Genomic DNA, 23156 nt, shown 5'->3' with positions numbered 1-23156 from the left:
ACGCGCTATTACGGCGGGATCAGCCGGCTTTCGCGTCGGTATGCGCCTTGTCCACCGCGACCCGGCTGTTGGTGGAAGCGCCGAGAGCGGCGGCCAGTTGTTCGGCGTCCTCGTCGTCGCCGTTGCTGATCGCCTCCAAGGCCAATCGTGCGAACACCCACTGCTCGGTGGCCGCCATCTGTCCGCGGCTGCGGCCGAGGAAGGTGACGAACCACTGGATGACGGTGATGATCCGGCTGCGGTAGCCGACCAGGTAGTACAGGTGCAGCGCCAGCCAGGCCAGCCACGCGATGAACCCGCCGAACTCCAGCTTCCCCACCTGGCAGACGGCGCTGAATCGCGAGATCGTGGCCATGCTGCCCTTGTTGAAGTACTTGAACGGCTTGCGCTCCTGCGGCGTCTGGCCTTTCAGCCCCGCGGTGATCTGCCGGGCGGCGTAAGTCGCGCCCTGGATCGCGCCCTGCGCCTGCCCCGGCACGTTCGGCACCGACATCAGATCGCCGACCACGAAGACGTTCGGGTGGCCCTTGACGGTGAGGTCCGGCTCGACCACGACCCGGCCCGCACGGTCGACCTCCGTGCCGTCGGACTGGTCGGCGATCAGCTTGCCCAGCGGGCTGGCCTGCACGCCCGCCGACCACACCTTGCACGCCGACTCGATGCGGCGGATCGTGCCGTCGGAGTCCTTCACCGTGACGCCGAACGCGTCGACATCGATCACCATGGCGTTGAGCTGGATCTCCACGCCCATCTTCTCCAGGCGCCGCTCGGCCTTGCCGCCCAGCTTCGGGCCCATCGGGCCGAGCACCGCGCCCGCGCCCTCGATCAGCACCACCCGCGCGTCGCGCGGATCGATGTTGTGGAAGGTGCCCTCCAGCGTGCGGTCGGACAGTTCGGCGATCTGTCCGGCCAGCTCGACGCCGGTCGGGCCCGCGCCGACGATGACGAAGGTCAGCAGCCGGTCGCGCTCCTCCTGGGTGGTCGCGAGCTCGGCCTGCTCGAATGCGCCGAGGATCCGGCCACGTAGCTCGAGCGCGTCATCGATCGTCTTCATGCCCGGCGCGTAGGTGGCGAACCGGTCGTTGCCGAAGTAGGACTGCTGCGCGCCGGTCGCGACGATCAGGCTGTCGAACGGGGTGACGGTGTCCTGGTCGAGCAGGCGCGAGGTGACCGTCTTGGCGGTCAGGTCGATGTCGGTGACCTCGCCGAGCAGCACCTGCGCGTTCTTCTGCTTGCGCAGCACCAGCCGCGTGGCGGGCGCGATCTCGCCGACCGAGAGGATGCCGGTGGCGACCTGGTAGAGCAGCGGCTGGAACAGGTGGGTCGAGGTCTTCGAGATCAGCGTGATGTCGACGTCGGCGCGCTTGAGGTGCTTGGTGCCGAACAGGCCGCCGAAGCCCGAGCCGATCACCACCACCCGGTGCCGGCCGTTCTCGACAGTCTGAGTGCTCATCGTCCTGCTCCTCGATGGACCTGGGGGTCGTCCCCGGCGGGGGTTCCTGACAGCTAAACCGTAGCCGTCGAGTCGGGCACCGTCACGACGAGATGTCCGTTCCTGGCGTGTTGCGGTGCGATATCTCACTGCCGCCGGGCCGGGGCGGGGAGGATCGTCGCGACCGAACCGGCCGAGTGGGCGAGGTCGAGAGCCTACGATGGTAACTGTCGCTCAGGGAGGATTGCCATGGTCGCCGGTGACCGTGCGATCGGCCGGAAGCCCAGCGTGCGGGCCGATTCGGAGAACATCGCGCTGATCGAGGTACCGCACGGCCATCTGATCGATCGGGCGCTGGGATTGTTGCCGGAACGGCGCCAAGTGCTGGCCACCCCGCCGCGGGGCAGCGACACCGTCGCGGTGCGCGGCGATGCCGGGCTGCCCTACCTGGGCCGGGCGTTGCACTACATGCGCTGGGGCCCGGCCGAGATGATGGAGCGTTACCGCAGGTACGGACCCGTCTCGCTGAACACATCGCTCGGTGTCGACCGGGTGCTGGTCGCGGGACCGGACGCACTCGACGAAGTACTCGGGCACCGGCGCCGTGACTTCGGCCAGGGCTGGGACTACTTCATCGGCCCGTTCTTCCGGCGCGGCTTGCTGCTGCTGGAATTCGACGAGCACAAATTCCACCGCAAGATCATGCAGCAGGCGTTCACCAGGGACCGGCTGGAAGCACACCTGGCGGCGCTGACGCCGGTGGCGCGGGAGTACATCGCACGCTGGGTGCCGGTAGGGCGCGACGCCGAACGCACGGTGCGGCTGTATCCGGCGATCAAGGAGCTGACCCTCGAGATCGCCGGCGAGACGTTCATGGCAGTCGATGTCGGCCCGCGGCGCGGCCAGCTCATCAACGCGTTCGTCGACTGCACGCACGCGGGGCTGGCGATCATCCGGCATTCGGTGCCGGGCGGCAACTGGCGGGCCGGGCTGCGCGGCAGGAGAGTGCTCGAGGACTACTTCACCGCGATGCTGCCGGAGAAGCGCCGCGTCGAGACGGCGGACTTCTTCTCCGGGTTGTGCCACGCGCGCAGCGAGGACGGCGGCGTCTTCGGTGACGCCGACGTGGTGAACCACATGATCTTCCTGATCATGGCGGCGCACGACACCACGACGACGACCGCCACCGCCGTCGCGTACTACCTGGGCAAGCACCCGGAGTGGCAGCAGCGGGTGCGCGCCGAGGTGCTCGACATGGACGCGCGCCTCGGCGACGGGCCGCCCGCCATCGCGGACCTGGAGGCGCTGCACGATCTGGATCTGGTGGTCCGGGAAAGCCTACGGCTGATGCCGCCGGTTCCTGGACTGTCGCGCCGCGCCGTGCGTGACACCGAGATCGCAGGCCACTACATTCCGGCCGGCGCCCCGGTGGACCTCGCCTACCAGGTGAATCACTTGCTGCCCGAACTGTGGACCCACCCCGAACGCTTCGATCCGGAGCGATTCGGCGAACAGCGGCGCGAGGACAAGTCGCACCGCCTCGCGTGGATGCCGTTCGGAGCAGGCGCGCACAAGTGCATCGGGATGCACTTCGGCACGTTCGAGGTGAAGACGGTGACCGCCGCCCTGGTGCGTGCATACGAGTGGCGGATCCCCGAGAAATACCGCATGCCCTGGGGATTCACCACGATTCCCTTCCCCAGGGACGGTGCGCCGATGACGTTGCGCAGGCGCGCGGCCGCCTGAGCGGCCGGCCGGTCAGCGGCCCGCGAGCAGGATCTCCGCGAGCTTGGTGTCGGTCTCGGCGCCTTCGGTGTAGCCGCCCGCGTCACCCAGCGAACTCATGATGGCCAGGGTGTAGCGCTCGCCCGGTCCCGCGAAGCCGACCGAGTTGACCACCCAGCCGCCCTGTTCGGCCGACCAGCCGTTCTTCAGTCCGGGACGCATGCTCGCGCCCGCGCCCCACACGCCCCAGTGCTGGTTGGAGTCCACCGCGCGCATCCGGTCGACGAGGTAGTTGCGGTCGTCGGGGTGCATGCGGTTGAGGACGTTGTCCATCAGGCGGTCGAGGTCGGCGGCGGTGCACTTCTGGAACGACCAGTCCGGGAACAGCGCGGTATTGGTCGGCTGGGGAACCAGCGAAGTCATCCCGTTGGCGCGGAAGGCGTTGTTGAACGCCATCCGGTCGATGCCCGAGTACTTGGTCCAGAGCAGGTCGGCGGCGCCGTCGTTCGAGGTCGCGAGCATGCCCTCCATCAGACCGCGGTCCTCGGGAGTCAGGTTGATGGCGCCGACCCGCGCCCGGTTGAGCAGGTCCGCGGCGATCGCGAGCTTGATCGTGGAAGCGGTCCAGACCGCGTTCTCGGCGTTGGCGTTGGCGTAGACCCCGCCGGACACCCGGTCGCGCAGGACGTAGCCGGTGACACCGGGACGGTTGTTGAGGTAGGCGTCGGCCTTCGCGATGCGGCTGCTCAGATCGCAGTCGAAGCCGGGCAGGCAGCCCTGCGTGTGCGCGAGTGGCACCGCGCCCGCGGTCGGGAGCGCGGCGGGCAGGCTCGGAGCGATGATCGCCGCTGCGGCGAGGACACAGGCGGAAGCGGCCACGCGGGGAACGGTTCGGGTGGCGGGGGACGGATAACGCACGAGGGATGACGATCGCACATCGCGGGTCCGGACGCACGTCTTGAGCTCGGATCCAGGGTGTGCTAGCGCCCGTTCCGGCTGCTTGCGCCGCAGTGGAATTCGATCGTCACCGCCGGCCGGACACGTCAGCGGAAGGCGGCGCGCAGTTCCTCGACGGTGCGTCCGTTGAGCCGGTAGCAGTGCTCGAAGGCCTCGGTGTGCCGGTCCCTCGGCCAGGAATGCAGGACTACGGTGCGACCGTAGTGGCGCGAGTTGATCAGGTCCCAGCGGTCACCGATCCGGCGGACCGTGAATCCGCCTTTCGGAAGCAGGGGAATCACCATCGCATCCATAGAACGCGAACCAGCCTTTCGGTGCAGCTCTCTCGTTCCGCCCCGGTGCAAGCTCTCCTCCCCGGTGCAGCACTGTCGCACATCGCCGCGGCGGCGCCCGCGTGACACGTCGGAGTAATCCGTTCTGGTGTGGTCTATTTCACTGGACTCCGGATGGGGCGGTGCGATTGCGCGTCGGTCGCTGGGCGTATAAACGTGCACGAAGTCCGAGGCCGGGCAGCCGGACACCACCGATCGAGAGGGCGCAGATGCCGCTGCACATCCACCGTGCCGAGCGCGCCGACGTCCTCGCCCGTGCGCTCGCCGGGGTGCTGGCGTCGCCGCAGGAAGACCCGTTCGCGGCCGAGGTGGTTGCGGTGCCGGCGAAAGGCGTGGAGCGCTGGCTGACGCAGACGCTCTCGGGAGTGCTCGGCGCGGGCGGAGCGGCCGACGGTGTGTGCGCCAACATCGCCTTCCCCTCGCCTTCCGCGCTGGTCGTGGAGGCGCTGGCCGCGGCGAGCGGGGTGGCGCAGGCGGAGGATCCGTGGGCGCAGGAGCGGGCGGTGTGGACGCTGCTGCGGGTGATCGACGCCTCGCTGTCCGAGCCCTGGTGCGCGGTGCCCGCCAGGCATCTCGGCGCAGGAGACGCCACGGGCGGCGAGCACCGCGCCGGACGGCGTTACGCGACCGCGGCCCAGGTCGCCGCGCTGTTCGACAGTTACGCCGCTCAGCGTCCAGCGCTGATCACCGAGTGGGCGGCGGGCCTCGACACCGATGGCGCGGGCGCTCCGGTACCCGACGACCTGCTCTGGCAGCCGATGCTCTGGCGCGGGCTGCGCGCCGAGATCGGGGCGCCGAGCCCGGCCGAGCGGCTCGACGCCGCCTGTGCCCGGTTGCGTGCGCGTCCGGATCTGGTCGCGCTGCCGCCGCGATTGTCGCTGTTCGGCGTGACCCGGTTGGCCGGCGACCAGTTGGCCGTGCTGTCGGCGCTGGCCGCCGGCCGCGACGTGCACCTGTGGCTCGTGCATCCGAGTCCGGTCCTCTGGTCGACCCTGAGCGAGCTGCCCCCTGCCCGCACGCGCGCCGAGGACCGCAGCGCCACGGCGGTCACCCATCCGCTGCTGGCGGGACTGGGGCGCGACGTCCGGGAGTTGCAGCAGCGGTTGGCCGCGTCCGCCGTCACCGGAACCGACACCTATCATCCGATCAGCGAACTCGATGACGTTGCGGCACAGCATGATTCGTCCATGACATTGCTGCGTGCACTACAACGGGGTATCCGGGACGACCAGTGGCCACCGGCGGCGGGGCAGGTCGGCGCCGACGGCACCGTACAGGTGCACGCTTGTCACGGCCCCGCACGGCAGGTGGAGGTCCTGCGGGAAAGCCTGCTCGGGCTGTTCGCGGCCGACGAGACGCTGGAGCCGCGTGACGTGCTGATCATGTGCCCGGAGGTGGAGGCGTACGCGCCGCTGGTGCGCGCGGCATTCGGGCAGCGCGCGCCGGGATCGCCGGAGACGCAGAGCGATTCGGAGCATCCGGCGCACCGCTTGCGGGTGCGCCTGGCCGACCGGGGACGCGGGGTGACCAATCCGCTGCTCGCGGTCATCGCAGTGCTGCTCGAGCTGGCCGACGGCCGCGTGACGGTGACCCAGGTGCTCGATCTCGCCGCCGCCGAGACGGTCAGGCGCCGTTGCGGGTTCGATGACGACGACATCGAGCGATTGCGCGAGTGGGCGGCCGAGTCCGGGGCGAGGTGGGGCATCGGGCAGCGTCAGCGCCAAGCGTTCGGGCTCGCCGATTTCGCGCAGAACACGCTGAACAGCGCGGTGGACCGGATCCTGCTCGGGGTCACCGCTGGCGAGACCTCCGACGATTGGCTCGATCTCGCGCTGCCCTTGGACGACGTGGACAGCAACGACGTCGATCTGGCCGGACGCTTCGCGGAGTTCGTCGACCGGCTCGCGGTGTGCCTGCGCGACCTGCGCGGCCCCCGTCCCGCGCACGAATGGGCGGCCGCGCTCGGCCGCGCGCTGGATCTGCTGACCGACGTGCCGGACGCGCAGGCCTGGGTGCGTACCGAGGCCAGGCAGGAACTCGCCGCCGCCACCGACCACGCGGGCGAGGTGTCGTTGCGGCTGGCCGACGTCGGTGTGCTGCTGCGTTCGCGGCTGGCGGCGCGCCCCACGCGGGCCAACTTCCGCACCGGCGAACTGACCGTCTGCACGATGGTGCCCATGCGGTCGGTGCCGCACCGGGTGGTGGCGCTGCTCGGCCTGGACGACGAGATGTTCCCGCGCGCGAGCGCCGCGGACGGAGACGACGTGCTGGCCCGCGAACCCTTGTTGGGCGAACGCGATCCGCGCAGCGAGGACCGGCAGCTGCTGCTGGACGCCGTGCTCGCGGCGCGGGACACGCTGCTGGTGTTCCACACCGGCGCCGACCCGGTCAGCGGGGCGCACCGGCCGCCCGCCGTTCCGGTCGCCGAACTGCTGGACGCGCTGCGGGCCCACGTCGGCGCCGCGGCGATGCGCTCGGTGGTGACGCGGCATCCGCTGCAATCCTTCGATCGCCGGAATTTCCGGGCCGAGCAGCCGTTCAGTTTCGACACGGTGGCCCTGGCCGGCGCGCACGCGGCTGATGGACCCGCGCTGCCGCGTCCGGGGTTCTTGGCCGCGCCGCTGCCCGCCGCGCAAACGGCGGATGTCGCGCTGGCCGATCTGATCTCCTTCGTGGAGCACCCGGTGCGCGCTTTCCTGTGGCAGCGGCTCGGTCTGCGGGTTCCCGAGCACGACGAGGACATCGCCGACCGGCTGCCCATCGAGCTGGACGGCCTGGCCAAGTGGGAGCTGGGCGAACGCCTGCTCGCGGCCCGCCTGACCGGCGCGGATCCGGCCGGGCTGCGGGCGGCGGAGTGGCGGCGCGGCACGCTGCCGCCGTTCGGATTCGGCGCCGCCGTGCTCGACGAGGTGGAGCACACCGTGGACCGGTTGGTGCGCGCCGCGCAAGCGGACTACGCGGGCCCGCCGCGCGCGGTGGACATCGCGGTCGACCTGGGCAACGGGCGGCGGCTCACCGGCACCGTGCCCGAGGTGCGCGGCGACACCCTGGTCCGCACCACCTTCTCCCGGCTGGCCCCCAAACACCGGATCGGAGCGTGGGTTTCGCTGCTGGCGCTGACCGTCACCGAGGACCGTTCCTGGCGGGCGGTGAGCACCGGCCGCGGCCAATTCGGCCGTCCGACCTGGCGCTGCGAGCTCACCGCACCCGACGCGCCCGCGGCCGGGGAGATCCTGCGCAGGCTCGTCGCGCTGCGCGACGAGGGCCTGACCGAACCGCTGCCCGTCGCGCCCGCCGCCACCGCGGTCTACGCCGAACGGCGTTTCCGCGGCGCGAGCACCGACGACGCGATCGCGGCGGCGGAGCGCGAATTCAACGGCGGCCCCAACGGTCCGGGGCCCTTCGGCGATCACACCGACCGCCACCTTCGCTACGTCTGGGGCCCGGCGCCCCGGCTCGAGGACCTCATGGCCGCGCCCGCCGCGGCGGGCGAACCCGGCGAGAGCACCCGCTTCGGCGCGCTGGCCCGGCGGATGTGGGCCCCGTTGCTGGCCGCGGAAAGCCAGGGCCAGCCGTGACCGATCGCGAACCGACGCGGCACGTGACACCGGAATACGCCGCCGCGGCGCGTGTCGGTCACCGGTGGGCGGCCGGGGGCGCGGCAGAATGTCAGCCCGGACAGTCGTTTCGGGTCCGTGTGACGTGGCCGGTCACCAGGACGAGCGCGACGTCCGCCGAGTGTGTGACCACCGGCCGCGCAAGAGGGAGGCGCGCATGACCGTGCAGGAAACCTCCTTCCCGGCAAACGCTTTCGATGCGGCCGCGTTCGAACCGTACGGACCGCTGCCAACCGGCACGACCGTGCTGGAGGCCAGCGCGGGCACCGGCAAGACCCACGCCATCGTCGGTCTCGCCGTGCGCTATGTCGCCGAGGCGGGTGTCGAGGTGTCCCAGCTGCTGCTGGTGACCTTCAGCCGCGCGGCGACCCAGGAGCTGCGGGAACGCACCCGCGACCGATTCGTCGCCGTCGCCGCGGGATTGACCGACCCGGTCGCGGCCAGGGCGCACGCCGACGAACTGGTCCGGCACCTCGCGCAGGCCGGCGAAGACGAGGTGCGGTCGCGGCGGCGACGGTTGCTGACCGCCCTGTCGGATTTCGACGCGGGCACCATCGCCACCACGCACAGCTTCTGCCAGCGCATGCTCGACGAACTCGGCCTCGCGGGTGAACACGACCCGGGCACCAGGCTGGTGGAGACCGTCGACGATCTCGTCGGCACCGTCGTCGAGGATCTGTATCTCAACCGCTACGCGCGCGGGCAACCGCCGTTCTCGGTGAAGGAGGCCCGCACGCTCGCGCTGGCCGCCGTGCGGGACCGGCATGCGGCGCTCCAGCCCGACGGCGAGACCGGCGAGCGGGTGGCGTTCGCCCGCGCCGTACGCGCGGAGACCGAGCGCCGCAAGCGGCTGGCCGGGCTGCGCGACTTCGACGACCTGCTGGTACTGCTGTACGACGTGCTCGCCGACCCGGAGCACGGCCCGCGCGCGTGCCGTCGCATCCGGGCGCGCTACCGCGTCGCCCTGGTCGACGAATTCCAGGACACCGACCCGCTGCAATGGGACATCTTGCGCAGATCGTTCCACGGGCATGCCACGTTGGTGCTGGTCGGTGATCCCAAACAGGCGATCTACGCCTTCCGCGGCGCGGAGGTGCTCAGCTACCTGGACGCGGTGGCGCACGCCGACGTCCGCAAAGAACTCACCACGAACTGGCGCAGCGACGCCGGACTGCTCGCCGCGCTGGATCACCTGCACGGCGCGGCGGCCCTGGGGCACGAGGAGATCCGCGTCTATCCGGTCGCCCCGACCAGACCATGGTCCCGGTTGTCCGGACCTTCCGAACTCACCACGCCGCTGCGGGTCCGGTGCCTACCGCGCACCGGCGCGGGACCGCTGAACAAATCCGGCTTCCCGGCCGTCGGGCGCATGCGGGCCAAGGTCGCCGACGATCTCGCCGCCGATATCGTGCGCCTGCTCGAATCCGGTGTGCAGCTGGATGGGAAAGCGGAGACGGTACTGTCCGAAGCCGATTCGATCGCGGCGGTCGACACGGCGCGCAGGCCGATCGGGCCGGGCGACATCGCGGTACTGGTGCGGACCCGCTCGCAGATCGATGTGGTGCGTGCGGCGCTGGACCGCGTCGGCGTCGCCTCCGTGCTCGCGGGCGGTATCAGCGTCTTCGCGACCGACAGCGCCACCGACTGGCTGTGGGTGCTGCGGGCGCTGGAACAGCCGCATCGCGGCGACCGGGTGCGGCTGGCCGCGTGCACACCGCTGTTCGGTGTGACCGCGGCCGAGATCGACAGCGAGGGAGCCGATCTGGTCGGCCGGGTGAGCGCTCAGCTGCGTGAGGCGGCGCGGCTGTTCACCCGCGCGGGATTCGCGGCCGTGTTCGAGAAGATCGCCGCCGAAACCCGCCTGGCGCCGCGGCTGCTCGCGGTGGAGAACGGGGAGCGGCAGCTCACCGACCTGCGGCACCTCGCGCAATTGCTCGACCAAGTCGCGCTCACCGAGGGACTCGGGCTGACCGCGCTGACCCGGTGGCTGGCCGACCGCGTGCGCGACCCCGCCTCCGGCGCCGTCGCCGACCGCAGCCGCAGGCTCGACCGGGACGCCGCCGCCGTCCAGATCGCCACCGTGCACGCGAGCAAGGGACTCGAATTCCCGGTGGTGTACCTGCCGTTCGCCTGGGACAGCGCGAAGAATCCCTATCCGGCGACGTTGCTGTTCCACGCCGACGACGGTGCGCGCGTGCTGGATGTCGGCGGCGCGGACGCTCCCGGATACGCCGAACGCAAGGCGCGCAGCGAAGCCGAGGAGGCGGGCGAGGAACTCCGGCTGCTGTACGTCGCGCTCACCCGCGCCATGTGCCAGATCGTCGCGTGGTGGGCGCCCGCGATCACCACCGCGGCGTCGCCGTTGCACCGCATGGTCTTCGGCCGCGCCGATCGTGGCGCGGCCGTCGCCGCCCGAGCCGCGGTACCCGCGGACACCGTTGCCGCGCAAATGCTTACGACGTGGGCGCAGGACGCGGGCGCGGCGATCTCGGTGACGGCGGTGGCCGGGACCGACGGCGTCGCGATCCGGCGAGCGCGCACCGGGCCCGCGCCCGGCGCACTGGCCGCGGCCCGCTTCGACCGGGCGCTGGACCAGCAGTGGCGGCGCACCTCGTACTCGGCGCTGACCGCCTCCGCGCACGGCCCGGCGGCGCCCGAACCCGACAGCGAACCGGAGGGCGCGCCGGGGCCGGGCGACGAGCCCGCGGGCGCCTCCCTCATCGGCGCGGCGGAGCCGGAACCGTCGGGCGCGGCGTCGCTGATGAACGCGCTGCCCTACGGCGCGGAGTTCGGCACCTTGGTGCACGGCGTCCTGGAGCGGATCGACACCGGTGGTCCGGATCTGGCGGCCGAGGTGCGCGATCGGTGCCGCGAGGCGGTGGGCGAACTGATGGCCGAAGTGGATACCGAAGTGCTCGCGACGGCGCTGCTGGCCGTGCTGCGTACTCCGCTCGAGGGTGGCTGCCTGGCCGGCATCGCCCCTGGCGACCGTCTCAGCGAACTCGAGTTCGAATTGCCATTGGCGGGCGGGGACCGCGTCGGCGCCACCGCGGCGACCCTGCGGCGCGTCGCCGAGTTGCTGCGTGAGCACCTTTCGGTCGACGACGACTTGTTCCCCTACGCCGAACAGCTGGCGGCGCTCGAAGACATACCGCTGCGCGGTTACCTGACCGGCAGCATCGACGCCGTGCTCCGCGTCGCGGGCGACGCGCACCCTCGATTCGTCGTCGTCGACTACAAGACCAACCGGCTCGGCACGGGTGATCTCACCGTCGCGCACTACACCCGCGACCGCATGGCCGCGGAGATGCTGCGTTCCCACTATCCGCTGCAAGCGCTGCTGTACTCGGTCGCGTTGCATCGATATCTGCGCTGGCGGTTGCCCGGCTACGACCCGGCCCGGCATCTCGGCGGAGTCCGATACCTGTTCGTGCGCGGCATGATCGGACCGGAGACGCCTGCGGGCTGTGGTGTCTTCGACTGGCATCCGCCCGCCGATCTGGTAGTGGCGCTGTCGGCGCTGCTGGCAGGGGAGGCGGGGCGGTGACCTCGATCCAGGTGGCGCAGCGCGGAACCGGTCTGCTGCGCACGTTCAACGAGGCCGGTGTGCTCTCGGCCGCCGACGTGCACGTAGCGCTGCGGTTGGGCCGGCTGGGCCGGGAATCGTCGGAGCCGGTGCTGTTCGCCGCGGCGCTGGCCGTGCGGGCGGTGCGCTCCGGCTCGGTGTGCCTGGAACTGCACCGGATGCGGGAGATCGGCGTCGACGCCGACGAGAACTGGGACGCGGGCATCGATCCGGCGACGCTGCCGTGGCCGGACATCCCGGCCGTGGTCGCCGCGCTGCGGGTGAGTCCGCTGGTGCGCGGTGGACCGGCGGGTCCGTTGCGGCCGCTGCGACTCGTCGAATCCCAGGGGCCGGGCGATTCCGGTCCGCTGCTCTATCTCGATCGGTACTACCGGCAGGAGCAGACGATCCGGCGGGTGCTCACCGAGCGTTCCGCACACCATCCGGTGGTCGCTCCCGGCATCGTGCGCCGCGAACTGGACCGGTTGTTCGACGCGTCGGCGGGCACGGCGCCGGATCGCCAGCGCCTGGCCGCCGCGCTCGCCGCGACACATTGGACCACCGTGGTCGCGGGCGGGCCCGGCACCGGCAAGACCCACACCATCGCGCGGATCATCGCCTTGCTGTCCGCGCACCGCGAGACCGAGCCGAAGTTGCCCGCGCTGCGCATCGCGCTGGCCGCTCCCACCGGGAAAGCGGCGGCTCGCCTCCAGGAAGCCGTTCGCGAGCAAGCGATTTCGCTCGGATTGCCCGAACTCACCGCCGCCACCTTGCACCGGCTGCTCGGCTGGCAGCGCGGCCGCAGTACCCGGTTCAAGTACCACGAATTCAACCGGCTGCCCTACGACGTGATCGTGGTCGACGAGACCTCGATGGTCTCCTTGACCATGATGAGCAGGCTGCTGGCCGCGCTGCGCCCGGACACCCGCCTGGTCCTGGTGGGCGACCCCGACCAGCTCGCCTCGGTCGACGCGGGCGCGGTGCTCGCCGACCTGGTCGCCGGACCCGTCGCGGCCACCCCGAACCCCGTGCTCGACGAGATCCTCGGTCCGGAGGCCACCGGCGAGCACGCCGAGGCCCTGACCGCGCTGGAGCGCACCCGCCTGCGCGGCGGCATCGTCCGGCTGACCCGGGGCCGCAGGTTCGGCGGACGGATCGCCGACCTGGCCGTCGCGGTGCGGGCGGGGGACGCGGACGCCGCGCTCGAGCTGTTGCGCGCGGGCGGCGACGAGTTGTCGCTCAGCGCGCCCGACGAGCTGACCGCGGTCCGCGCCGACGTGGTGCGGGCCGCGACGACGGTCACCGCCGCCGCCCTGGACGGCGACGCGACGGGCGCGCTGCACGCGCTGGAAACGCATCGCCTGCTGTGCGCGCACCGGCAGGGGCCGTTCGGCGTGGAGCGCTGGGACCGGATGGGCGCGGAGTGGGCCGCCGCCGCGGGGGCGGGCCCCGATTCGCAGCAGGCGCCGTGGTATCCCGGACAACCGCTGCTGGTCACCGCGAACGATCACGAGGCGCGGATCTACAACGGCGACACCGGCGTCGTCGTGCGGATGCCCGACGGCTCGCTGCGCGCGGCGCTGCAACGCGGCAGCGAACCGTACCTGGTGCATCCCACGCAGTTCCCCGCGGTCGTCACCGTCTTCGCCATGACCATCCACCGCAGCCAGGGCAGCCAGTACGACACCGTCTCCGTCGTCCTGCCCGAGCCCGAATCCACCTTGCTGACCAGGGAATTGCTGTACACCGCGATCACCAGGGCACGCCGCCACGTCCGGATCATCGGTACCGAGGAGTCCATCCGCGCTGGCATCGCGCGGCGGGTGCTGCGCGCCAGCGGGCTGTCGCGCCGGGAAGGGCCCCGATGACGGGATCTCACATTCGCGGCGCCCGCGGCGTCTACCTGGTGTGAGCCTGCCCCCGTTCGAGGAAATAGTGGCCGAATACGGCCCGATGGTGTTGCGCGTCTGCCGGGCGGTGCTCGGCCCGTCCGACGCGGCCGACGCCTGGTCGGAAACGTTTCTCTCCGCGTTGCGGGCGTTTCCCGGCCTTTCCCCGGACACGAACATCGAGGCATGGCTGGTCACCATCGCGCATCGCCGCGCGATCGACGTCGGCCGGGCGCTGACGCGCGCTCCCGTCCCGGCAGAGACGTTGCCGGAACGTCCCGCCACCGCCCCCGGACCCGCCGACTACGACCCCGACCTGTGGGCCGCCCTGCGGGCGCTGCCGACCAAGCAGCGCCAAGCGGTCGCCTACCACTATCTGGCCGGGCTTCCCCACGCGGAGATCGCCGAATTGCTCGGCAATTCTCCGGACGCCGCACGCCGCGCCGCCGCGGACGGCCTGAAGACCCTGCGCAAGCTCTACCCGAAGGACGAATCATGATGGCCACCCTCGATCACGGTGACGGGTTGTCGCGCGCGCTGACCCCGGACGCCGACCTGCTCGCCACGCTGCACGCGCGACTGACCGCCGAGGCCGACGCCGCGGGACTGCTCGATGTCGCCTACCGCCTGCTGGAGACCCCGGTGGGGACGTTGCTGCTGGCCGCGACGCCCGCCGGACTGGTCCGCGTCGCCTACCCGACCGAAGACCACGACGCGGTACTCGCCACACTGGCCGCGCGGATCAGTCCGCGGATCCTCGCCGCGCCCGCCCGCTTGGACGTGGCGGCCCGGCAGATCGAGGAATACTTCGCGGGCCACCGGACGCATTTCGACCTGCCGCTGGATCTGCGGCTGGCCGCCGGGTTCCGCCGCCAGGTGATCGAGCACCTGCCCGCCATCGGCTACGGACAGCGCGCGAGTTACGGCGCGGTGGCGGCGGCCGTCGGGAACCCGCGCGCGGTGCGCGCCGTCGGCTCCGCCTGCGCGCGCAACCCGCTGCCGGTGGTGATCCCGTGCCACCGGGTGGTACGCGGGGACGGGTCCATCGGACAGTACGTCGGCGGCGTCGTCGCCAAGCACGCGCTGTTGGATCTGGAGGCGGCGGCATGAGCGAGCCGAGCGCCGGAACCGTTGGGGACGGTCACCGCGCGGAGCATCGTGCCGGGCCCGCTCCCGTCCCGGGGCGGGCCGAAGCCGCCGCCCTGGCGGATCGCGTCGACGCCCAGCCCTGGCGGACGCTGCTCGCGGAAGTCGACGCGCACGGCTGCGCGGCGACCGGGCCGATCCTCACTCCGCAGGAGTGCGCCGAATTCACCGCCATGTGGGACGACCTGACCCGGTTCCGATCCACCGTCGACATGGCGCGCTATCGATTCGGCGAAGGCACCTACCGATACTTCGCGCATCCGGTGTCCGAGCCGATCATGCGCCTGCGGACGGCCTTCTATCGAAAACTATTGCCGCTCGCCCGATCCTGGGCCGACCGTCTCGGCGACCCAGCGCCGTGGCCGGAGGAGTTCGGCGATTGGCTCGACGCCTGCCATGCCGCAGGGCAGAAAAAGCCGACCCCGATCCTGCTGCGCTATCACGCCGGTGACTGGAACGCCTTGCATCGCGACCTGTACGGCGAGCTGGTCTTCCCGCTGCAGGTCGTCATCGGATTGGACCGATCCGGGATCGACTACACCGGCGGGGAATTCCTGCTCGTGGAGCAACGCCCGCGCGCTCAGTCGAAAGCGACCGTGTCGGTGCTCGAACAGGGGCACGCGTTGGTTTTCACCACCCGCGATCGGCCGACGCCATCCAGTCGCGGCTGGTCCCGCGCCCCGATCCGCCACGGTGTCAGCCGCGTGCGCAGCGGTGTGCGGCACACTCTCGGTCTCGTGCTGCACGACGCGGAATAGCCATCGTGTACACCTTGCTCGACGGCGACGGCCGACCGTATCGGAGCATCGTCCCCGGGCGATACGGCGGCCACCGTCGCAGCCGCATCTACGGCCGTCTGGACTGCCCTTCGGCGCTCCGTGCGCTCGCCAGGGGCGCCTACCGCACGCATCGCGTCTTCTTCGCGACCGAATCCGACGCGATCTCCGCTGGCTACCGGCCTTGTGCGGTCTGCGTGCCCGGGCGGTACGCCGCGTGGAAGAAAACGCGCTGATCGCGGATCGCGCCAGAGCCCGCAGCGCCGATTCGAACAGGGGCCGGCTGCTGTGCGGGTCCTGCCGCCGGCAACCCCAGGATCTGGTGCCGCTGGGGCGGAGTAGCTACGCCTGTTCCGGTGCGCCGGTACGCGCGGGCTCGTCGCGGACCCACGCGTCGGTCTGGGTGAGCCAGAACAGATAGGCCAGGGCGGGCAGGACCGTGACGGCAGCGACGGCGACGACGGCGAGCAGCCCCACCAGGGTTGCTCGTGCACCGGCGGCATCCGCGATGAGCATCTGATCGACGAGGATCCATGGCGTCTGCGCGACGGCCCACCCGATGACGATCGCGGCGACGGCTACCGTCGCGGGAACGCGCGCCCACCCGAATCGGCGGCGGTACACCAAGGTCAGGGTGAGCACCCCCGCGGCCGCCGAGACCGCGATGAGCGGAAGGGCGCGCCCCAGGAGTCCGGCACCGAGGGTAGGTGCGTCGTGACGGATCGGCGCGATCGCCGCGATCGCGACCGCCCCGGTCACGCCGCCGACGATCAGTGTGCGCAGGCGCAGGTATCCGGCGAGGGCGTCGTCGCCCGAGCGCGCGGCGTCGGCGGTGAGGAAGACGCCGGCCAGGAATGCGGACGTCCCGACCGCCAGAACACCGCCGAGAATCGAGGTCGGATTCAGCCACGACCGCAACCGGTCGCCGTACCCGTCGACGGGCACCCGGCCGGAGGCGATCGCGCCGACCGCGGTGCCGAAGAAGAACGGCGTGATGAGCGACGCGCCCGCGAACAAGGCGCCGAACAAGCGCGCCTGGCGCAGCGTCGCGGAGTACTTGCGGAACGCGAAATTCGCCCCGCGCAGCACTATTCCGAGCAGCGCCAGGCTCATCGGGATGAACAGGGTGGTCATGACGGCGGCGAACACCGCAGGGTAGGCGGTCCAGAGGAACACCAGAATGTAGATCAGCCACACGTGGTTGGCTTCCCAGACCGGTCCGATGCTGTGGTCGATGAGCACTCGCAAGCGGCTGCCGCGCCGGGGTCCGCCCGCGGTCAGGTCCCAGAATCCGGAGCCGAAATCCGCGCCGCCGAACAGCGCGTAGAGCACCACCCCGGTGAACATCGCGGTCGCGACGACGTCCGAGAGATCCATCGGTCACGGCTTTCCGACGCTGCGGGCGCGCTGCGCCTGGTCGACCGGCGACGCGCCCGGTCCGTAGGGGGCGGTGATGGTCGCGGTGCCGGTGCGCCAGCGCCGCGCCATGGAACGCAGGACGACGATCGCGCCCACCGTCATCCCGGCATACACCAGCAACACGCTGACATAGGTCCACCACAAGCCGGTGCTCGTGCTGGCGGCGTCGGTGGTGCGAAGGACCCGCCAGACCGTCCACGGCTGACGGCCCACTTCGGTCGCGATCCAGCCGCATTCCAGCGCCAGGATCGCCAACGGTCCGGCGGCCACCGCCGCTCCCAGGAACCAACGTTCGGCCAACGGGTCGTGGCGCCGCCAGCGCAGCAGCCAGAACACGATCACCATGAGCGCGAGCAGGGTGCCGATGGCGACCATGGTCTGAAAGGCGAGGTGGGTGACGTTGACCGGCGGCCGATCCGCCACCGGCACCGAGTCCAATCCGGGTACCGGGGCGGTCAGCGAGTTGCGGGCGATGACGGAACCCAGCCGGGGGATCTCGAGCGCTCCCCGCACCTCTCCATCGACGAGAACGCCGCCCAATCGCAGCGGGGCGGGCCCTTCGGTGGTGGCGGCCAGTTCGAACGCGGCCAGCTTCGACGGTTGCGTATCGTGCACCCGCATCCCCAGCACGTGCCCTAGGAGTGGTTGGGCGAGCGCGGCGACGGTCGCGAAGACGAACGGGACCGTGAACCCGAGCCGGTGATGAGGGTCGCGACGTCCACGCAGCAGACCGGCGGCGTAGACGCCGGACACGAGGAATCCGACGACCATGAAGGCTCCGACCCACATGTGCGCGAACTGCAGGTACACCCCGCCGTTGAACATCGCACGCCACGGATTCACCTCGGTCACCTCACCGTCGGCGAGCCGGAATCCGGTCGGGTTGTTCATCCACGCGTTGACGCTGACCACACAGAAGGTGCCGACCACCCCGGCGGCCCCCATCGGCACGAGCATGGCAAGGTGGCGGCGCGGCGGCATGCGACCCCATCCGTAGAGGTAGATGCCCAGGAAGATCGCTTCGATGAAGAACGAAAGCCCTTCGAAGGCGAACGGCAAGCCCAGCACGTCGCCGAAGCGGCCCATCAGCCCCGGCCACAAGAGCCCCATTTCGAAACTGAGCACCGTTCCGGAGACCGCGCCGATGGCGAACAAGATCGCCGACACCGTCGCCCACCGCTTCGCCAAGCCCAGTGCCACGGGGTCGTCGTGAACGATGCCACGGCGATGCACGACGTAGATCATGGCGGGAAAGGCGACGCCGAAACAGGCCAGCACGATGTGCCAGCCCAGTGAGAACGCCATCTGCTGGCGTGCGGGCAGCAGGCCGGGCGGCCCTTCGCCCGACGCCTGGTAGAGCGCGACGAGCGTGCTCGACACGATGCGGGCCCCTTTCCCTCGGTCTCGATAGCCGCATGCCTGCGCCACGCGCGCTCGGCTCTCAGCCGGGGTATCCCCTTCGCGCTGTATCAAGCCGGTGAAGGCGTGGCCGGCCGATGACCGCGTGCGCTGCCCCTCGGGCTGACGCAGAGGGGAAGAGGCAGGGGTTGGGACTTGCGCGGATATCACAGGAGTGATAGAAGAAATCTGTGTTGGCCGACAAAGATAATGCTCTCTGTCATCGAGAGATAAGACTGAGTGGAGGTGACGGCCATGCTGGTCCCGGCGCGCGATCCACCCGGGCAGGAACATTGCGCTATCACCCCATTCCAGGGGTGCACGAGATCGTGAAAGCGAGGTGATTGCTGTATCTCGAGAAAACGACGATTGTCGATCTCTCGTTCTCGACTCTTCCTCACGGGTGGGCTCGGCGGGCTCCGAGCCCACCTCGCCCCCGAAACCGGAATTCACCTCGGAGGAGTGACGAATGACCACGATCCCGCTCTACGGTGACGGCGACTTGGCCGATCAGCAGACCCCCGTGCACGCCGACGACCGTGATATCGGACTGGACATCGGCGGGTTGCACCCGCTGACCGAGCGCATCCGTGCCGCGTTCGACACCGCCGATATCAGCGACCGCATCGATCAGGCCTGGACCACAGCTACCGCCGATGACGACTACGATTGCCTCGCCTACTGACAGCAACGTCCATCCCGACCCGCACACCGGCGCCGCGGAATTGCCGCGCTGGCAGCACGGATGTGTGGCCTGGTTCAACAAGGAAAAAGGTTTCGGGTTCCTGACCCCGGACAATGGCGGTGAGGCGGTGTTCGTCCGATACACCGCCATCTGCGCCCCTGGCTACAAGACACTCACCGCTGGGCAACCGGTCGTGTTCACGGCCGCCGACACCGATCGCGGACCCGAAGCCACCCAGGTGTTGACCTACACCCGCACCCACACCACCCCCGCGCCGCACGACCTGCCGCGACCGCATCGATCCAGCCGCCGATGCCGATTGCGGCTGCGGCTGGGGCGATAGCCACAAACCTTGTGGCTGCAACGGGCCCGCCCGCACCGAAGATTTCGACGGTGCGGGCGGGCGGCCCGTGTAACCGGATCGGTGCGACACCGCTTCGTCAGCCCAGCAGCGCCGGGTGTTCGCCCTCGGCGATCTGCTGAGCGGTGGCATATGCGAGGTGCAGGAAATCGGCGCCTGCCAAGGCGGCCGCGGCGTCGGTCAGCACGCGCGTCATCCGCGGCGCGAAAACGTGTCCGATGGTCAAACCGGTGATCGCCCATACGTCGAAACAGAACGGGCAGCTGAGCAACTCGCCGATGCTGTGCCGGATACCGTGGGTCGCCTTCGGCTCCTCGGCCACCTCTCCGGGCCCACCGTCAGCTGCGGCCGGTCGCGTGAACGCTGCGCGTACCGGAGCCGTCACCGCGGCCTTCGTCCCCAAGCGGGACAGCTTGTGCGTGGCGAACGCGGTGACCACCAGATCACGGATGGTCATATCGCGCGGAAGCTTGCGACCTGTCGCGTTTCCGAGCAGTGCGACCGCCGCCACTACAGTCGCGTACGCAACCATCGTCGCGGCATAGCCACCCACGTGACGAGAGTTGTCGGTCACCGCGGGAATCCCGCGGGCATATCGTGAACGATCAGAAGCGCGCGTCGCATCACAGCCTCCTCTTGGCACCCTGATGAATCTCTTCCGGCCTACCCTGGCCGCGTCCCGGCAAACCGCCGGTCGGAGTCGGGGGAGGGGTCTGCGGTCCCTCCCCCGATCAGGAGAAGAGTGACGTGACTACGAGAGGTTGTTCCTGCGGCGAGCTGTCATCCCTGCGTGCCACATGGTGTGGCGGTGCGCGTGGAGCAGATGCTCGCTGGTGCTCGCAAGCGCCTGGTACAGGGGGCGACCGCCTCGCCGCGGAACCGGTTTCTCAGTGGAATGCTGGCATCACCTCCTTCTTCCGAATTCCGTCACTGTGCGGTGGCGGTTGTGCGGAGGACCGCGTTCGGTGGCAGGCCCCGCTTCGGGGTGCCACCCGTGCGTCCCGAGCGTGTCCCGGCCGGGACGGGGGCTCGAGGCGCGCCGCGGTCCCGGCGCCGGGATGGACGGGTGCGCCCGCCCGCGTAACCGGGCCCCTGCCTCGCACAGGATCGCGTCCACCTCGGCGAACAATCGTTCGAGGTCGGGATCCAGCAGCCAGGCGTCGCACTCGTCGAGTGACCGCGGACGTACAGCCGAATCGGGCATGACGACGTCTCCCGTCCCGGGTTCAGGCGTCGATCGCCTTGTGCCCGTTGCCCCGAGCGACCTCGATCTTGCGCGGCTCGGGCCGGTCTGCCAGCGGGATCGTCAGACGGAGCACGCCATCGGCGTAGTCGGCGCGGACCTGGTCGACGTCGAGGTCGTCGCCGAGGAGCAGTTGGCGGCTGAACTCGCCGCGAGGCCGCTCGGTGGCCACCATCTCGCGACCGGCGTCGAGTTCCGGCCTGCGCGCGCGAACGGTCACGACGTCGCGCTCGACATTCAGGTCGAGAGAATCCCGATCGATGCCGGGCGCGTCGATCTCGACGACGAACTGGTCGCCCTCACGCCAGGCGTCCATGGGCAGGACCGCCGGGTGGGCCGCTGTGCCGAACACCTGCTGCGTCCAACGTTCCAAATCGCGGAACGGGTCAGTGCGCATCAGCATGGTCGTCACCTCCAACTCACTCTATTCTGCATAGAACGAATCAGATAAGTTGTGCCATTGGACACAGATTTCTTATAGCACTGATTTGAGTGTCGCGCAAGTACCCAGTCGAGAAACCCGGCAGATAGCCAGTTCCGCCCTCGCCCCGCCGGTCCGAGTCGATGTAACGCCCTGATGCGGATCAGCTCGCGGCTCGGTCCGGGAAGCGGAGTACGAGACCCGCGTCCCAGGCGCGGTCGATGATGTCGGCGATATCAATGTCGCGTATGCCGCCGAACGCGGGGCCGGCGAACAGTTCGTCGATGTAGCGCAGGATGTGCTCGGCCACCGTGGATTCGACCCGGCCGATCCCTCCGGCGAGTCGGGATGTGAGGTCGCGAGCGCGCATCCTGATGGTGAGGTCATCGGCGTGGACCTCGTCGGTCCGGAGGAAGAGTCCGCAGGGTTCGCGGGGAATCAACGCGAGCCGGATCAGTACGCGGGCCGCGCCGATGTATCGCAGCGTTCGACCGGGCAGGCGGACGCGCAGACGCAGCAGGATCGGCACCGCGATCGTCATATCCCAGGGTCCGCAGTCGCATCGCACGGCGTGTACGGGTCCGGCTTCGGCGATCGCGGTGGCGCGCACGAGTCCGTTCAAAGCTACCGGCACCGGCCCGATCTCGATGCGCTCACCCACGATCCGCGCGACGACGTCGGCGATTCGTTCCGGAGTTGCCGCGGCACGTAACACCCTGTCGGCGAAGTCCCTGCGCGACAGAACGTTTGCCGGCGCGCTGCCAGGTGCCGTGTCGTGATGTTCGGCCATGTCGCTACCTCCGTCGTGCGCGGTGACCGGAAGACGGGTGGATACACCGCAGGTACGTGGCATCTACCCCGTCGGCGCGATCTCAATCGAGCGAGCCGCCGCACCGGCTCCGGCGGCTGACCAGCCGGTGCCCGATCGTTTGGGCATGTGCGAAGGGGGTACGGCCCGAACACATTTGCTCGCTCCGCCGACACACAGGTAGGCAAGTGGCCTGGGCGGATCACATCGGCGCGAGACGGGCCGCTACCACCGAGGAATACCGGCCGAAGTATCGAAGGGCGTGATCACGACCATGGACGACCATGTACCGACTGTCGGTGTCGAAGAGGAATTCCTGCTGACCGACCCCGAAACCGGCGCCCCCGCACCGGCCAACATCCGAGTTGCCGAAGCGGCGAAGAAGGCGGACATCGATCTGCAGTTGGAGCTGACCAGCTGTCAGGTGGAAACCAGTAGCGGGGTGCATTCCGATATCGGCGACCTGCTCACGGAATTGCGCACACTGCGTAGGACCGTCGCCGAATGCGCGGCCGCCAATGACGCTCGGCTCCTCGCTGTCGCGGTGCCCCCGACCGTGCCCGAAGGGTTCCCGGTCACCGATACACCTCGATATCGGCGGATCGCCGACAGCTTCGGCATGATCGCCCATGAACAAGGGCTGTCCGGATGCCATGTGCATGTCGGTGTGCCCGATCGCGAGACCGCGATACTGGTCGGCAATCACGTGCGTCCATGGTTGCCGGTCTTCCTCGCGTTGACCGCCAATTCGGCGATCTACCGTGGCAGCGAGACGGGATACGCGAGTTGGCGCAGCATTCTGTGGCGGCGCTGGCCCAGTGCGGGACCGCCACCGTACTTCGCCTCCGTCGAGGACTACGACGCGATCGTCGCGACAATGCTCGCCAGTGGCAGCATTCTCGACAACAAGATGGTGTACTGGGACATCCGGCCCTCGGAATCGTTTCCCACCGTCGAAGTGCGGGTCAGCGACGTACCCGCCACCGTGGAGGAAGCCGCGCTGCTCGCCGCCTTGATCAGGGCCACCGTCACCATGGGGGTGCGGGCGATCGAACAGGGTGAACCCGCCCCGCCCGTCCCTGCCGAAGTACTTCGCGCCGCCTACTGGAACGCCGCGCAGTCGGGTTTGGACGGCGACGGACTCGATCCCGTCGAAGGGCGTGTGGTTCCACACCGAGATTTGCTGGACGAACTCGTCGCGCACATCGAGCCCGCGCTGCGGGACTTCGGTGACCAAACCTTCGTCACCGAAGCGATCGCCGACCTCGGCAAGCGTGGCAACGGCGCCCGGCGGCAGCTCGAAGCGCTGCGTAAGCGTCATGAGATCGGCGACGTGGTCGATGAACTGGCACACGCGACCCTGGAAGGGTGCGCCTGACGGC

19 protein-coding genes are annotated in these 23156 nt (G+C 70.1%); 11 read left to right on the top strand and 8 right to left on the bottom strand.

Going from position 1 to position 23156, the window contains the following annotated elements; genetic code table 11:
• Positions 1–19: 19 nt before the first annotated feature.
• Positions 20–1453: an NAD(P)/FAD-dependent oxidoreductase gene (locus tag ACIHAX_RS32705; RefSeq protein WP_355070924.1), complete on the bottom strand. Its 1434-nt coding sequence runs from the start codon at positions 1451–1453 to the stop codon at positions 20–22.
• A gap of 228 nt (positions 1454–1681) precedes the next feature.
• Between ACIHAX_RS32705 and ACIHAX_RS32700 the strand changes: the two genes are divergently transcribed.
• Positions 1682–3178: a cytochrome P450 gene (locus ACIHAX_RS32700; RefSeq protein ID WP_397281456.1), complete on the top strand. Its 1497-nt coding sequence runs from the start codon at positions 1682–1684 to the stop codon at positions 3176–3178.
• A 12-nt stretch (positions 3179–3190) separates the two neighbouring features.
• Here the strand turns inward: ACIHAX_RS32700 and ACIHAX_RS32695 are convergent, their stop codons facing one another.
• Complete coding sequence (locus ACIHAX_RS32695) at positions 3191–4036, bottom strand: tat pathway signal sequence (RefSeq protein ID WP_355070927.1); 846 nt, start codon at positions 4034–4036, stop codon at positions 3191–3193.
• 164 nt (positions 4037–4200) lie between these two features.
• A complete protein-coding gene (locus tag ACIHAX_RS32690; protein WP_355070929.1) occupies positions 4201–4398 on the bottom strand; it encodes a hypothetical protein in 198 nt (65 codons plus the stop codon).
• Between the two features lie 257 nt (positions 4399–4655).
• On the opposite strand from ACIHAX_RS32690, the gene recC reads away from it, so the two are divergent.
• The 7 genes from recC (at position 4656) to ACIHAX_RS32655 (ending at position 15675) form a co-directional block, all read left to right on the top strand.
• The gene (gene recC / locus ACIHAX_RS32685) at positions 4656–8024 is read left to right on the top strand and encodes an exodeoxyribonuclease V subunit gamma (protein ID WP_397281454.1); all 3369 of its coding nucleotides are present in this window, start codon (positions 4656–4658) and stop codon (positions 8022–8024) included.
• 196 nt (positions 8025–8220) lie between these two features.
• Positions 8221–11610: a UvrD-helicase domain-containing protein gene (locus ACIHAX_RS32680; protein WP_397281452.1), complete on the top strand. Its 3390-nt coding sequence runs from the start codon at positions 8221–8223 to the stop codon at positions 11608–11610.
• Positions 11607–13496, top strand: a complete 1890-nt coding sequence (recD, locus tag ACIHAX_RS32675) for an exodeoxyribonuclease V subunit alpha (RefSeq protein WP_356961899.1) — start codon at positions 11607–11609, stop codon at positions 13494–13496. Before ACIHAX_RS32680 ends, recD begins: the two co-directional genes overlap by 4 nt.
• 46 nt (positions 13497–13542) lie before the next feature.
• A complete protein-coding gene (locus tag ACIHAX_RS32670; RefSeq protein ID WP_364431350.1) occupies positions 13543–14016 on the top strand; it encodes a sigma-70 family RNA polymerase sigma factor in 474 nt (157 codons plus the stop codon).
• Positions 14016–14627: a methylated-DNA--[protein]-cysteine S-methyltransferase gene (locus tag ACIHAX_RS32665; protein WP_355071061.1), complete on the top strand. Its 612-nt coding sequence runs from the start codon at positions 14016–14018 to the stop codon at positions 14625–14627. The genes ACIHAX_RS32670 and ACIHAX_RS32665 overlap by 1 nt, the downstream gene beginning before the upstream one ends.
• Entirely contained in the window at positions 14624–15421 is a 798-nt protein-coding gene (locus ACIHAX_RS32660) for a 2OG-Fe(II) oxygenase (protein ID WP_397281449.1), read from the top strand. Before ACIHAX_RS32665 ends, ACIHAX_RS32660 begins: the two co-directional genes overlap by 4 nt.
• A gap of 5 nt (positions 15422–15426) precedes the next feature.
• Positions 15427–15675, top strand: coding sequence for an Ada metal-binding domain-containing protein (locus ACIHAX_RS32655; protein ID WP_355070936.1), 249 nt, complete (start codon positions 15427–15429; stop codon positions 15673–15675).
• Between the two features lie 106 nt (positions 15676–15781).
• Here ACIHAX_RS32655 and ACIHAX_RS32650 read toward each other — a convergent pair whose 3' ends face one another.
• On the bottom strand, positions 15782–16816 hold the full coding sequence (locus tag ACIHAX_RS32650) for a cytochrome d ubiquinol oxidase subunit II (RefSeq protein ID WP_364431105.1): 1035 nt from the start codon (positions 16814–16816) through the stop codon (positions 15782–15784).
• A gap of 3 nt (positions 16817–16819) precedes the next feature.
• Positions 16820–18238, bottom strand: coding sequence for a cytochrome ubiquinol oxidase subunit I (locus ACIHAX_RS32645; protein ID WP_364431103.1), 1419 nt, complete (start codon positions 18236–18238; stop codon positions 16820–16822).
• 487 nt (positions 18239–18725) lie between these two features.
• On the opposite strand from ACIHAX_RS32645, the gene ACIHAX_RS32640 reads away from it, so the two are divergent.
• A complete protein-coding gene (locus tag ACIHAX_RS32640; RefSeq protein WP_397281447.1) occupies positions 18726–18941 on the top strand; it encodes a hypothetical protein in 216 nt (71 codons plus the stop codon).
• The gene (locus ACIHAX_RS32635) at positions 18913–19284 is read left to right on the top strand and encodes a cold shock domain-containing protein (protein WP_364431097.1); all 372 of its coding nucleotides are present in this window, start codon (positions 18913–18915) and stop codon (positions 19282–19284) included. Before ACIHAX_RS32640 ends, ACIHAX_RS32635 begins: the two co-directional genes overlap by 29 nt.
• A gap of 97 nt (positions 19285–19381) precedes the next feature.
• Here ACIHAX_RS32635 and ACIHAX_RS32630 read toward each other — a convergent pair whose 3' ends face one another.
• The 3 genes from ACIHAX_RS32630 to ACIHAX_RS32620 all read right to left on the bottom strand — a co-directional run bounded on the left by ACIHAX_RS32630 (position 19382) and on the right by ACIHAX_RS32620 (position 21756).
• Positions 19382–19876: a DUF1360 domain-containing protein gene (locus ACIHAX_RS32630; RefSeq protein ID WP_397281444.1), complete on the bottom strand. Its 495-nt coding sequence runs from the start codon at positions 19874–19876 to the stop codon at positions 19382–19384.
• 652 nt (positions 19877–20528) lie between these two features.
• A complete protein-coding gene (locus tag ACIHAX_RS32625) occupies positions 20529–20948 on the bottom strand; it encodes an Hsp20 family protein (RefSeq protein ID WP_356961911.1) in 420 nt (139 codons plus the stop codon).
• Between the two features lie 181 nt (positions 20949–21129).
• Positions 21130–21756 carry a hypothetical protein gene (locus tag ACIHAX_RS32620; RefSeq protein ID WP_397281442.1) on the bottom strand — a complete coding sequence of 209 codons (627 nt, stop codon included), beginning with the start codon at positions 21754–21756 and terminating at the stop codon, positions 21130–21132.
• 292 nt (positions 21757–22048) lie between these two features.
• On the opposite strand from ACIHAX_RS32620, the gene ACIHAX_RS32615 reads away from it, so the two are divergent.
• Positions 22049–23152 carry a glutamate--cysteine ligase gene (locus tag ACIHAX_RS32615; RefSeq protein ID WP_356962473.1) on the top strand — a complete coding sequence of 368 codons (1104 nt, stop codon included), beginning with the start codon at positions 22049–22051 and terminating at the stop codon, positions 23150–23152.
• Positions 23153–23156 lie beyond the last annotated feature (4 nt).

Origin of the sequence: Nocardia sp. NPDC051929 (assembly GCF_044548645.1) — a bacterium.
Taxonomy (GTDB): domain Bacteria; phylum Actinomycetota; class Actinomycetes; order Mycobacteriales; family Mycobacteriaceae; genus Nocardia; species Nocardia sichangensis.
The sequence above is the reverse complement of the archived record's forward strand: the minus strand, read 5'-3'. Positions and strand labels throughout refer to the sequence as shown.